The following is a 12,798-nucleotide window of genomic DNA, read 5'->3' as shown; positions in this document are numbered from 1 at the left end:
CCGCCTGTCAGGCGGCCTTTCTTATGAAAGAAGCTCGGTCGTTATGTGGGCCGAGCCTTCGAGCGTCCGGTGAACCGGGCACTTGTCCGCGATCTCAAGCAAACGTTGCCTTTGCTCCTGATCCAGCGGGCCGCTCAGGCGGATTTTCCGGCGAAACTGGTCCACCTTGCCGTCATTCACCAATCCGGCATCCTGCGCATGAACTTTGTCATGACACACATCGACGCTGACATTTGTCAGGGGCCAGCCTTTGCGCCTGGCGTACATACGTATTGTCATCGATGTGCAGGCCCCCAAACCGGCCGAGACAAAGCCATAAGGCGACATGCCCTTGTCCGTACCGCCATAGGATGCGGGCTCATCCGCGACCAGATGGTGGTTTGGTCCGGCCTGAATATCCTGCATGAACCCGCCCGGATCTGCTTCGGTTATGCGCACAACGCCCTCTGGCGCACCCGGTGGCGGCGCGGGTGGGCACAGTTTCACATAGCGCGAAACCCATGCAGCAATGACATCGGCCGCATATTCGGCGTCAGAGGCACGGGTGATAAGGTGATCGGCATCGTCAAGGGTGACAAAACTTTTGGGGTGTTTCGCGGCCAGAAAGATCGCGCTCGCATTGTCGATGCTGACCGTTTCGTCCCGTGGGGCATGAAGGATCAGCAGGGCGGCTTTGAGGTCGGCGATTGCAGATGACAAGGCCGATTTGGCAATGTCGTCCACAAAAGCTTTACCAATTCGGAAGGGGCGACCACCCAGAGAGACCTCGGCACTGCCATCCTCTTCGATCTGAGGCAGCGCCGCCTCAAAGTGATGCGACACATGGGCGGGGTCCGCCGGTGCACCCAACGTCACGACGGCTTTTACAGTCGGAATACCAGCCCGCGCCCGCAACACCGCCGCGCCCCCAAGCGAGTGGCCGATCAGCAGGGCAGGTGCCATTTTTCGACCAGCCAGATATTGCGCGGCTGAAATAAGATCCTCGACATTCGAAGTGAAGGTCGTATTGGCAAACTCGCCTTCGGAATGGCCCAGTCCGGTGAAATCGAACCGCAGCACCGCAATGCCCATGGCAGCCAGTCGGGCAGAAATGCGCCGGGCGGCCGGGATATCCTTGGAGCAGGTAAAGCAGTGGGCGAACAGGGCCGTAGCCAGCACCGGTCCGTCCGGCAAATCCAGTCGCGCCGCCAATTGGCTGCCGTCATGTCCGGCAAAAGTGATGCGTTCCGTGGGCATGTCGGCTCCTTGAATGGTACGGGGGAACACGCCCAATACTGTGTATTTGCCCCTTGGGTCACAACCCTTAAGTCACACGCGTAACGGGAAGGTGAGAACGAATGGGTGTTTCACAGGCTGCGCAAGATCCCTGCCGTTTTCGTGTCGCACGACGGCGGAGCTCTTACCTTCTTTTATTATCAAGAAATTTGATGGTGGTGCAAACAAACATTCGTTTCACTTATGTTCTTCCACATCCCATTTGTGGTTCCTGAAAGCTGAAACAGGAGACACAGATGTCACATGCAGATATTGCACCCCGGATACCCGACCTGCGTTCACGTATGATCCTGGCTATTGTTCTGGCCGGCGTTGCCGGGTTCGCGATTGGCCAATCCTGGCCCGCGCCCCAAGGTGGTTCACAGGTTCAGATCAGCCCTGCCACGGAAGATTGGCATGGAAATGTCCGCCGGTCCCATTGGTCGAATTGAGGGCCCGGCCTTATTCGATTCCCATCAATTGGGGGTCAAAGGGATATCTGGACAGGTTCTCATACCCGGTTTCGGTAATGAGAACCTGATCCTCAAGCTTGATGCTGAAATCGCCACCGACTTCGCCAACGCAGGCTTCGACGCACAGCACCATGCCGGGCTCCAGCGGATAGTCATATGCGCCTTCGACGGCTTTGTCCGGATACGCAACCAGCGGCCATTCATCACACAATCCCACTCCGTGCATCAGGCAGCCGTATTTCTGCGCCTGAAACTTGTCGTCAAGCCGGTGCGACATGGCGGTAAGTTCCGGGATCATCACACCGGGCTTCAGCATCTGCATGTTGGTCATGATGTGTTCATGCGCGTGCTGCATGGCATAGATCATGTCAGGGCGGGGCTTCTGGTCGCCAATCCACCATGTGCGCGAGATATCGATGCATATTCCGTATGACCCGATCAGGTCGGTGTCGAAGGCGATGATTTCGTTGTGCTGCGTGATGCGCGGGCCGCATTCCTGGAACCACGGATTTGTGCGTTGGCCTGACGCCAGCAGCCGGGTTTCGATCCATTCGCCACCGCGACGGATGTTTTCCGCGTGCAGAACAGCCCAGATATCATCCTCGGTTGTCTTGCCATTGCCGACATTCGCGCGTGCAAAGCTCTCCATCTCCGCTACAGCGGTTTCGCAGGCGTGATTGGCACAGCGCATGGCCAGAATCTCATCCGGTCCCTTCACGGCACGGGTTTTTTCGGTCAGCTCTTCGCCTTCCATGACCTCAAAGCCCTGCGCCTCAAGCGCGCGCAGACCATGCAGCATGATCTTGTCGACAGCCAAACGTTTGTTGCCGCCGCCATGCGCATCGATCAGTACGCGCACCTCGTTCGAGAAAACATCTGCCGCAATATCCACCTTGTCGCCACGGTCGAAGTAAAACAGGTCCGCGCCTGACCGCTGCTCGCGCACCAGCGGATTGAACGTGCTGAGGAAAGGCGAGTTCTTGTAGTCCCAGATCACCATATAGCCATCGGCACATAACAGCACCGCGCGAAACGGGTTATGCGTATTCCACAACTGCATGTTCGTGCTGTCGGTTGCGTAGCGGATGTTCAGCGGGTCAAAAACCAGCAAGCCACCATATCCGCGATCAACGATGGCCTGCGTCAGTCGTTTCCAGCGGTGTTCCCGCATCCGGGCAAGATTGGGCAGTTCCAGCCCCGCAGCAGCCCATTCGTCAAAAGCCAGCTGTGTCGGTCCGATCTCGATCCGGTCATTCTCATTTGGCGTGCCATCGCCCAGCGTAGCGCCTCGGCAGGGGTCAATCTTGCGCGTGTCTCGGTAATGCTTGTTCATGACGGACCTCGTTGCTTGTTCGGTCAAACCTAAGGTGCCCATGTGGATCGTCTTGGAAAAATGCGACGGCGAACCTGTCGTTTTCGACCGACAAAAATTTCGACCTATGCTAAGTCGCTGGTATGAATAAAGTTCTGCAGGAAAAAATACCATATGATGTCGGCAACCCGCGTGCTTTACCGGGTATACAGCCTGCAACGATGGAAAATTGGTTGCATCGGGACGAGGCTTTTGCCGGTCAGATGCAACGCCGGGAGAAGCTGCTGACAGAACGCCGCGATGACGTTCTGGCGCTTGATCCGCAGGCTGAATCCGCTGCGCGGGAACTGCTCGACCTTGTGGTGTCGCAGGTCTATCCCAATGCGGGTAAGGAGGTCGTCAGACCCGATGGTGTAACGGTCGCAGTCGACCGGGCGCAGCCGCTTGATACATTGTGCAGGCTGGTTCAGGAGGATTTTTGCATCCTTCAAAAGCGCGGAACTGAACATGTATTGACTGGCGCAATCCTGTGTTTCCCGGCCAGCTGGCTTTTGTCCGAGAAATTCATGCGACCACTGATCGACATCCATGTGCCTGTTGCAAGTTACGACGACAATATCGCCAAGCGGGTGCAGCGCCTGTTCGACGGGATACAGCCCGGTCGTCCGCTCTGGCGCTTTAACGCGCTTTGGTATGAAGACCCCGAACTGTTTCAACCCCGAAGCGCCAGTGACAGGCGGGGCGTCACAGATCGACGTAAAACGTCTTACCTGAGAAGTGAGCGGCAAACCCTGCTGCGCTTGCCGAAAACGGATGCGGTCGTCTTTTCAATCCACACTTATGTTCTGGCGGCGAACGCGGTTCCCATAATGGAAAACCCCGCCTGAAGGCGGGGCATCCAAGGAGGGTCTTCTGTAATTCTCTTATTGGCCCAAGGCGGCCGCAACATCGGCAAACGCGTTTGTTGCGTTCAGGGCAACTATCGCGAAGGTAAAGACAAGCACCTGGGTGTTGAGGCGAAAATCCTCACCCCGGATCAGATTCACTGCAGCCATTGACAGGGCAATCGGGGTCGAAACGCCTGCCAGTACACCCGTCATGCACCAACTGCTGAGACGCAGAACGTCGCTTGGCTTTACGACACCATCGTCGTCATCGAACGTTTCCTGACCTGGCATGTTTGTATCTTCACTGCGAAACGCGATGCTGAGCAATTGTTCATCTGTCAGCTGGATCGGGCGGGACGTCGAAGTATGAAGTACACTTAAGGTGTCACCGTTCTCTGGCACATTCACTGCCGAGAATTGCCCGGTCAGCGACTGAAAAATTTGTTTTCTGTCGCGTGATCGGCTGGGGGCCAGAGTGTCAAAGGCGCTCATAAACTGCTCGACCGTCAGAACCGTGTGTGGCGACAGCCATTCAACGCGCCGGGTCGAACAAATGTCGACCATGCGATACAGAATGACGACCATCATCAGTTCCGAAATCTCGGAGTCATCCAGCAGGGGTGAGACCGGCGTGATTGAAAGAACCAATCTGTTTTGCGGATTTGCGGCGCGGGGTTTTGTTATCGTTTTTAGCCCCGCGGCGCGATCCATACGCTCGTACCGGTCTTCCTGCTCGGGGGTGCCTGTATCCAAGGTCAGTCGCACAAGATACTGACTTGAAACAATGCTGGCTTCAGAATTGCTCAGCAACGCCTTGCGTTCGACCAGATGGCCGTAATCTTCCAGCGTCGTGGCAACGATTGTGCCAAAACGCTCGATCGCGCCATTCGCGTCGCCATTAAATTGCAGGCCGCCATGGTAGCTGTGCTTCCGAGCCACTGCACTGTCCTTTTTGCGTACTGTTCAGCAAACACTGTAACAACCATTCGTGTGGAGAATTTGGCGGAAAATGCAAAAAAGGTGATTTTACTCCGGTATTGGTTACGCGTTGGAAACCAAGAAACTAAAGGCTTTTGTTTGTCACTGTGGCGGAAATGTGGCGAAAGCGGGTGCGGAGTGTGTTGTTGGTGCGACCGCCTATTGGTCGATTCGGGCGGCCATGATTGCTATGGATTGCTGATAAACAGAGGCCGCGTTCCACTGTTGCAGCACTTGAAAATTCGGCTCCCCTGGCTGATAGCCACGCCCCGGCTTCCACCCTTTCTTGCGAAGATAATTGGCGGTCGAGGCAAGCGCGTCGGTCATGTCATAGAAGTCCACCCGACGGTCGCCGGTGGCATCGACGCCATAGGTCAGGGCGTTGCCCGGCAGGAACTGAGTGTGGCCCAACTCGCCATGTTTTGCCCCTTTTGTCGCCACGGTAATGCTTCCTGCATCGACCAGTTTAAGTGCCCCGATTGCGTGCGGAACAAAGAACTCGGACCGGCGACAATCATAGGCCAGTGTTGTGATTGCGGAAACAACCTGACTGTCTCCCATAAAATTGCCAAAGCCGGTTTCCATGCCGTGAATGGCTATCAGAATGCCCGGCGGAACACCGTATTGCCGTTCAAGCGCAGCATAGAAATCGGGATTTGCAGCCTTGCGTTTGCGCCCCTGCGCGACGATTGCATCAGCGCCTCTGACACGCATGAACTTGTCCAGTGTGTATTTGAAGCTTTTCTGATTGCGGTCTGCCGCAATTGTGCCCGTGGCGTATTGAGCTTGGGCAAGCGCCTGAAGGCCCTTTTTTTTCACACCAGCCTTGCGGGCCTGCTGGGCGAAATCGGCCTTCCAGGCCTCGAACCCCGCGCTGGTATTCCCACAAGGCGCGGCCAGAAGGGGCGAGGACACAAGCAGGGCGAATAATACGTAAAGGCGAAACATGCAGGTAATCCGGTTGTGTTAAAATCTGAGGCCAGCCTACCTTGAGCTTTGAATTGGGCAAAGCAGTTCGTTGGAGTAGCACCAACCGCTCCTGCAAAAGCCTGTTGATTGGTCTGCAGAGCGCCTTTGAAGGGTTTCAGATCCTCAGCATCGGGCAGATAGCAAGGGCGAAGGTAAAAAGTGTGTATTCTGCGTCATGGCGCTCGAAAAGGCTGAACAGCGACAGACCGGCGCAAATGAAACAGGGGCGCCCGTTTGGGCGCCCCTGTAAATCCATGCCGTGCTGCTTAGCAGCTGTAATACATGCCGTACTCAACCGGGTGTGGTGTGTGCTCGTAGGTTTCGACCTCTTCCATCTTCAGGGCGATATAGCCGTCGATCTGGTCTTTGGTGAACACGTCACCTTGCAGCAGGAAGTCGTGATCAGAAGCCAGCGCTTCCAGAGCTTCACGCAAGCTGCCGCAGACAGTCGGGATACCGGCCAGTTCCTCGGCAGGTAGATCGTACAGGTTCTTGTCCATGGCTTCGCCCGGATCGATCTTGTTTTTGATGCCGTCCAGGCCAGCCATCAACAGAGCGGCAAACGCCAGGTAGGGGTTCGCTGCCGGATCGGGGAATCGAGCCTCGACACGTTTTGCTTTAGGGCTCTCGGTCCACGGAATACGGACACAACCTGATCGGTTGCGGGCCGAGTAGGCGCGCAGAACTGGGGCTTCGAAACCGGGGATCAGGCGCTTGTAGCTGTTGGTTGCGGGGTTGGTGAAGGCGTTCAGTGTCTTGGCGTGCTTCAGGATACCACCGATGAAGTACAGCGCTTCGTCCGAAAGATCAGCGTATTTGTCACCCGCGAACAGTGGCTTGCCGTCTTTCCAGATCGACATGTTCACGTGCATGCCGGTGCCGTTGTCACCTGCGATAGGCTTCGGCATGAAGGTTGCCGATTTGCCGTACGCATGAGCCACGTTGTGGATGACGTATTTGTACTTTTGCAGTTCATCCGCCTGCTTGGTCAGGCTGTCGAAGATCAGGCCCAGTTCGTGCTGGCATGACGCAACTTCGTGATGGTGCTTGTCGACCTTCATGCCCAGACGCTTCATGGTGGACAGCATTTCCGACCGCAGGTCCTGCGCTTCGTCGATCGGGTTCACCGGGAAGTAGCCACCCTTGACGCCCGGACGGTGGCCCGTATTGCCCATTTCGTATTCGGTGTCGGTGTTCCATGATGCGTCAGTTGCATCAACTTCGTAGGATACCTTGTTGATCGTGTTCGAATACCGGACATCGTCAAACAGGAAAAACTCGGCTTCGGGGCCCATGTATGCAACATCGCCGATCCCCGATGCCTTCAGGTAGGCCTCGGCTTTCTGCGCTGTGCCGCGCGGGTCACGCTCATAGGCTTCGCCTGTATCGGGCTCGACGACCGTGCAGTGTACGCAAATGGTTTTCTCAGCGTAGAACGGATCAACATATGCACTTTCGGTGTCGATCATCAGCTTCATGTCCGATGCTTCGATCGACTTCCAGCCTGCGATGGACGAGCCATCGAACATGAAGCCTTCGTCCAGGAAGTCTTCGTCGACCTGATCGGCCATCAGGGTCACGTGCTGCAGCTTGCCGCGGGGGTCGGTGAAACGGACGTCGACATATTCGGCGCCCTCTTCCTTGATCAGCTGAAGAACTGCGTCCTTGCTCATTCTCTTGATTCCTCTGACTTGAAGATTGGTATGTTAGAGCGCGTCCGAGCCGGTCTCGCCGGTACGGATGCGAATGGCTTGTTCAACCGGAGAGACAAAGATCTTACCGTCGCCGATCTTGTCGGTCTTGGCTGCCGACACGATGGCCTCGATGGCCGCATCGACCTGGTCATCGTCCAATACGACCTCGACCTTTACCTTGGGCAAAAAGTCGACAACATATTCTGCGCCACGATACAGCTCGGTATGGCCTTTCTGACGGCCGAAACCTTTGACTTCGACGACGCTGAGACCCTGAACACCTACGTCCTGCAACGCCTCTTTCACTTCGTCCAGTTTGAACGGCTTGATGATCGCTTCGATCTTTTTCATTCCGGCTCACCTTGAATGGTTGTCTCAGGCGCAGTGATCACGTCTAAGATCGGGCAGCAACGTGATTGCGGTATCGGTCGGGTCGGTATCCGTTGAAATCAAGCTCTGTGCTAATTTTTGGGCGGTTTGCACAAAAAGTAATCGAAACTGAATCGCGCGAGGGTGTGACATGTCCGAATTGCTGACAGCGGCGCAGATGAGAGCCATCGAGCACGCGGCCATCGAGTCCGGTGAGGTCACGGGCCTGGAGCTGATGGAGCGGGCAGGGCAAGGCGTTGTCGAGGCGATCTTCGAGGAATGGCCAGATCTGGACAGGCGAGGGGCCAACCCCTCGCGCTCCCCGGAGTATTTGGAAAAAGATGAAGATAATCCGTTGCGCGCGGTCGTGCTGTGCGGGCCCGGAAACAACGGCGGTGACGGGTTTGTCGTGGCGCGTCTTTTGCGGGAACTGGGCTGGAAGGTTGAGGTACTCCTATATGGCGATCCTGACAGGCTGCCGCCGGACGCGCGGGTGAATTATCAGCGATGGGGTGAGTTGGGTGTTACCAACGCGCTTTCAAAAGAAGGCTTGAAGAATGACCGCCTGGCCAATTTTGGAATACCAAACGTTTTGGTGGACGCGATTTTCGGCACGGGGTTGACACGTCCGATTGATCCTGTGCTTGGGCAATTGTTGGAGTATTTTTGCAGCTTGTCATCACGCGTTCGCTTTGTGGCAGTCGATTCTCCTTCGGGGCTGTGCATGGACAGCGGAAAGGTGCTTGGTGCCCGAGCAGAAATATTGACCGATGCCAGACCCCTTTCTGCGGATCTGACAGTAACCTTCGAACGAAGAAAACTTGGGCATGTGTTGAGCGACGGTCCGGCTTATTGCCGGAAAGTGAGCGTCGTCGAAATTGGTCTGAATGAAACGTCGGAGCGGCACTGGGGGCAGGTTATTTTGCAAGGAGAAAGAGCAGGCCGGGGTCCAGTCCGCAGCGTCACTCTGGACGACCAGAAGCTCGATAGCGGGCGGCGTGCAAGAACGCTTTTGACAAAGCAAAGCGATTTACCTTCAGTCGTTGCGCACAAATACACCCATGGCCATGCCCTGATCCTTTCGGGTGGCCCCGGCAAGACCGGTGCGGCGCGTCTGGCCGCGCGGGGGGCCTTGCGGATTGGGGCAGGGTTGGTGACGCTGGGGGTGCCATCCTTGGCGTTGGCAGAGGTGGCGAGCCGGATCACTGCCCTCATGCTACAGTGCGTTGATGGTTCTCAAATGCTGTCAGACGTATTGCAGGACGTGCGGATGAACGCCCTTTGTCTGGGCCCCGGTTTGGGGTTGGAGCGCGCGCGGGACCTGGTGCCGGTCGCCCTGATTGCGAAACGTGCGACGGTTCTGGATGCGGATGCGCTGACAGCTTTTGCTGGTGATCCCGGAAACCTGTTCGAAATGCTGCATGACCGCTGCGTTCTGACCCCACATGGCGGAGAGTTTGCGCGGCTGTTCCCCGATCTGGCGGAAAAGCTGAGCGAAACGCCGGTCAGAGGCCCCGCCTATTCCAAGGTGGACGCAACGCGAGAGGCAGCGGCACGTGCGGGATGTGTCGTGTTGTTCAAAGGGCCGGATACTGTCATTGCGGCCCCGGACGGGCGATGTTCGATCAATGCTGCGTGCTATGATCGCGCGGCCCCTTGGCTTGCAACCGCCGGGTCAGGCGATGTGTTGGCCGGTTACATCGCCGGGCTATTGGCGCGGGGGGGCGATCCGATGACGGCGGCTGAGACAGCAGCGTGGCTGCACGTGGAATGCGCACGGCGTTTCGGGCCGGGATTGATCGCCGAGGATCTGCCTGAGCAATTGCCCGGTGTTTTCAAACAGCTGAATGTCTAGTTGTTTTGGGCAGAAAGCAGTTCAGGCTCTGTCTGAATCGCATGTTTTTGCTGTCAAGATGTGCGCGGATGCATACCGCATATTTGTCAGGTGCATAGGTAGGCATCACTATTCATTTGCAAGCTGCCAGTGGGGGCTGGAGTCGTATCTTGTAAGCTGATGAAAAATAATGTAAAATGGTAGAATTCTTTGTGTGTTCTGTTGCTAAAATACAATTCTTGCGTAAGACAAGGGGCAGACCACTGGAACGCTCGGATTCAGTAAACAAATGGGCAGTATCTGAACCCCGAACCAATTATGGTGAGTGAAATGACCCCAAATATCAAAAAGATATCGGTTGCTGCCTTTCTGACTGCCACGGTCGCTGTTCCGGCAGCCGCAGAGCTGAAATACGAAAATAACAGTGGCGGCTATGTGCTGTTGTACGGGCAGTTTAACCCAGCCTTGATTTCTGTTGATGACGGGCAAGATACCGAGACCCGGGTCCTCGACAACGATCTGTCGAACAGCCGGGTTGGCCTGCGCCTGATGCAGCCATTTGGCCAGAACGAGTTTACCTTTCGCTTGGAAACGGCGTTGGGCTTGCCGAACTCGACTGAATGGAACCAGAACGGTACAAATTTCAGCGGCTGGACTCGCGACGATATCCGATTTGTGGATTTTGCCTTGAAGGGCAGCTACGGCAAATTCTCGGCTGGTCAGGGCAGCATGGTGGCAGATGGTGCTGCCGAGGTGGACCTGTCCTATGTCGGCACCGCGCTGTATTCGTTCACAAACGATGAAAACTCGGGCTTTTTCTATCGTGGCACAAACGGTGTGTTGAGCGGTATTACGGTTGGTGACAGTTCCAGCAACTTTGACGGCTCACGTCGCGGGCGTGTGCGGTATGACACACCAACGGTTAACGGGTTCTCGGCCGCATTTGCATATGGTCAGAACATCCTGTCCAGCAGTGACGATGATGACTACTATGACGTCGGTGTGTTCTATGAAAACACCTTTGCAGGCGGAGTAGAGTTTGCGGCAGCTGTCGCGTATTCGGTGCGGGACCGGGATGACAATTCAGGGGATCGCAAAGATACCATCGGTTCGGCCTCGGTGTTGTTGCCCAGCGGTCTGGGTTTCACGATTGCCGGCGGCACGCGTGACGATGACCGGGCTGGCCAGACGGACCCGAATTACTGGTACGGCAAGGTCTCGTACGAAGGGAACTGGGTTTCCTGGGGTAAGACAGGTGTCGGCATCGACTATTATGACGGCGCGGATTTCGAGACCAACGGGTCCGACACCAAGGCATGGGGTATCGCTGTCGTGCAGAAGGTCGAAGCGATCAATACCGATGTATACCTGAAGTATCGCAACCACGACTTCGATGATGGTTCATCCTTTGACAACAACGAAGCATGGGTTCTGGGCGCGCGCTGGAAGTTTTAATTGCCTTCCAGCGACCCAACACGAACGCCCCGAAAACCGGGGCGTTCTTTTTTGCCAAAACCAGGTTGATTCAGCCTTTGCCCCTTGCACGTTGGCGGCAGGGCAAATAGAAGGCGTCAAATTTGCCCGGCGCGCCCGTTTTGCGCGCCCCGAATCCTATGGGGACTACCAAAATGCAGGTTACCGAGACGCTGAACGAAGGTCTGAAACGCGGCTACAACATCGTTGTGACCGCAGCCGAACTGGACGACAAGGTCAATGAAAAGCTGACCGAAGCACAGCCGGAAATCGAAATGAAAGGCTTCCGCAAAGGCAAGGTGCCGATGGCGCTGCTGAAAAAGCAGTTTGGCCAGCGCCTGCTGGGCGAGGCGATGCAGGAATCCATCGACGGTGCGATGAACAAGCATTTTGAGGACAGCGGCGACCGCCCCGCGCTGCAGCCCGAAGTCAAGATGACCAACGAGGACTGGAAAGAAGGCGATGATATCGAGGTCGCGATGTCCTACGAAGCGCTGCCCGCGATCCCTGAGGTCGATCTGAAATCGGTCGCGCTGGACAAGCTGATCGTCAAGGCGGATGACGCCGCCGTCGAGGAAGCGCTGAACAACCTGGCTGAAACCGCTCAGGACTTCAAAGCCCGCCGCAAGGGTTCGAAAGCCAAGGAAGGCGACCAGATCGTGTTCGATTTCGTCGGCAAGGTTGATGGTGAAGAATTCGAAGGTGGATCGGCGGAAGATTACCCGCTGGTTCTGGGCTCGAACAGCTTCATCCCCGGTTTTGAAGACCAGCTGGTCGGTGTGAAGGCCGAGGAAGAAAAAGACGTCAACGTGACTTTCCCGGAAGAATATGGTGCCGAACACCTGGCCGGAAAAGACGCGGTCTTCACCTGCACGATCAAGGAAGTGAAAGAGCCGGTTGCAGCGGAGATCAACGATGAGTTGGCGATGAAGTTTGGCGCCGAGGATCTGGCCGCCCTGAAAACTCAGATTTCGGAACGTCTGGAAGCAGAATACGCAGGTGCATCGCGCGCTGTCATGAAGCGGGCCCTGCTGGACGCGCTGGATGAGAAAGTGTCGTTCGACCTGCCGCCGTCGCTGGTTGAAGCCGAAGCCAAGCAGATTGCACATCAGCTGTGGCACGAGGAAAACCCCGAGGTAACCGGCCATGACCACGGTGAGATCGAACCCACCGAGGAGCACAACAAGCTGGCCGAACGCCGCGTGCGTCTGGGTCTGTTGCTGGCTGAACTGGGCCAAAAGGCAGAGGTGGAAGTCACCGACGCCGAGATGACCCAGGCGATCATGAATCAGGCCCGTCAGTACCCGGGCCAGGAACGCCAGTTCTTCGAGTTCGTACAGCAGAACGCTCAGATGCAGCAGCAACTGCGCGCGCCGATCTTCGAAGACAAGGTTGTCGACTATGTGTTCGAGCTGGCCCAGGTCAGCGACAAGGAAGTCAGCAAGGACGACCTGCAAAAAGCCATTGAGGCATTGGAAGAGGAATAATCCTCTTCCTTCCCTCTTTGTTCAGAGAGGGGAAAAAACGGAGCCGCCTGTAAACAGACGGCTCCGCA

General features: G+C 56.3%; 11 protein-coding genes. 5 read left to right on the top strand and 6 right to left on the bottom strand.

What is annotated here, in order from left to right; translation table 11 throughout:
• Positions 1-21 precede the first annotated feature (21 nt).
• A complete protein-coding gene (locus tag ACR0AM_RS01925; protein ID WP_480485262.1) occupies positions 22-1,236 on the bottom strand; it encodes a bifunctional alpha/beta hydrolase/OsmC family protein in 1,215 nt (404 codons plus the stop codon).
• A 275-nt stretch (positions 1,237-1,511) separates the two neighbouring features.
• On the opposite strand from ACR0AM_RS01925, the gene ACR0AM_RS01920 reads away from it, so the two are divergent.
• Positions 1,512-1,706: a hypothetical protein gene (locus tag ACR0AM_RS01920; protein ID WP_480584891.1), complete on the top strand. Its 195-nt coding sequence runs from the start codon at positions 1,512-1,514 to the stop codon at positions 1,704-1,706.
• 10 nt (positions 1,707-1,716) lie between these two features.
• Here the strand turns inward: ACR0AM_RS01920 and dddP are convergent, their stop codons facing one another.
• Entirely contained in the window at positions 1,717-3,060 is a 1,344-nt protein-coding gene (dddP, locus tag ACR0AM_RS01915) for a dimethylsulfonioproprionate lyase DddP (RefSeq protein WP_480621968.1), read from the bottom strand.
• Between the two features lie 122 nt (positions 3,061-3,182).
• On the opposite strand from dddP, the gene ACR0AM_RS01910 reads away from it, so the two are divergent.
• Positions 3,183-3,926, top strand: a complete 744-nt coding sequence (locus ACR0AM_RS01910; RefSeq protein WP_480517488.1) for a heme-dependent oxidative N-demethylase family protein — start codon at positions 3,183-3,185, stop codon at positions 3,924-3,926.
• A gap of 36 nt (positions 3,927-3,962) precedes the next feature.
• On the opposite strand, the gene ACR0AM_RS01905 is transcribed toward ACR0AM_RS01910, so the two are convergent.
• From ACR0AM_RS01905 to ACR0AM_RS01890, 4 genes are all read right to left on the bottom strand, one after another.
• Positions 3,963-4,865: a hypothetical protein gene (locus ACR0AM_RS01905; RefSeq protein WP_480473397.1), complete on the bottom strand. Its 903-nt coding sequence runs from the start codon at positions 4,863-4,865 to the stop codon at positions 3,963-3,965.
• Positions 4,866-5,063: 198 nt separating this feature from the next.
• Positions 5,064-5,852, bottom strand: a complete 789-nt coding sequence (locus tag ACR0AM_RS01900) for a lytic murein transglycosylase (protein WP_480473396.1) — start codon at positions 5,850-5,852, stop codon at positions 5,064-5,066.
• A gap of 287 nt (positions 5,853-6,139) precedes the next feature.
• The gene (glnA, locus tag ACR0AM_RS01895) at positions 6,140-7,546 is read right to left on the bottom strand and encodes a type I glutamate--ammonia ligase (protein WP_480473395.1); all 1,407 of its coding nucleotides are present in this window, start codon (positions 7,544-7,546) and stop codon (positions 6,140-6,142) included.
• Positions 7,547-7,579: 33 nt separating this feature from the next.
• The gene (locus ACR0AM_RS01890; RefSeq protein ID WP_209503542.1) at positions 7,580-7,918 is read right to left on the bottom strand and encodes a P-II family nitrogen regulator; all 339 of its coding nucleotides are present in this window, start codon (positions 7,916-7,918) and stop codon (positions 7,580-7,582) included.
• A 169-nt stretch (positions 7,919-8,087) separates the two neighbouring features.
• On the opposite strand from ACR0AM_RS01890, the gene ACR0AM_RS01885 reads away from it, so the two are divergent.
• From ACR0AM_RS01885 to tig, 3 genes are all read left to right on the top strand, one after another.
• Positions 8,088-9,791: an NAD(P)H-hydrate dehydratase gene (locus ACR0AM_RS01885; protein ID WP_480621967.1), complete on the top strand. Its 1,704-nt coding sequence runs from the start codon at positions 8,088-8,090 to the stop codon at positions 9,789-9,791.
• Between the two features lie 309 nt (positions 9,792-10,100).
• Positions 10,101-11,225, top strand: a complete 1,125-nt coding sequence (locus ACR0AM_RS01880) for a porin (RefSeq protein WP_480492966.1) — start codon at positions 10,101-10,103, stop codon at positions 11,223-11,225.
• A gap of 173 nt (positions 11,226-11,398) precedes the next feature.
• Positions 11,399-12,730 carry a trigger factor gene (tig, locus tag ACR0AM_RS01875; protein ID WP_480621966.1) on the top strand — a complete coding sequence of 444 codons (1,332 nt, stop codon included), beginning with the start codon at positions 11,399-11,401 and terminating at the stop codon, positions 12,728-12,730.
• The last annotated feature ends 68 nt before the right edge of the window (positions 12,731-12,798 follow it).

The sequence above is a fragment of the Ruegeria sp. AD9 genome, from assembly GCF_056542305.1.
The sequence above is the reverse complement of the archived record's forward strand: the minus strand, read 5'-3'. Positions and strand labels throughout refer to the sequence as shown.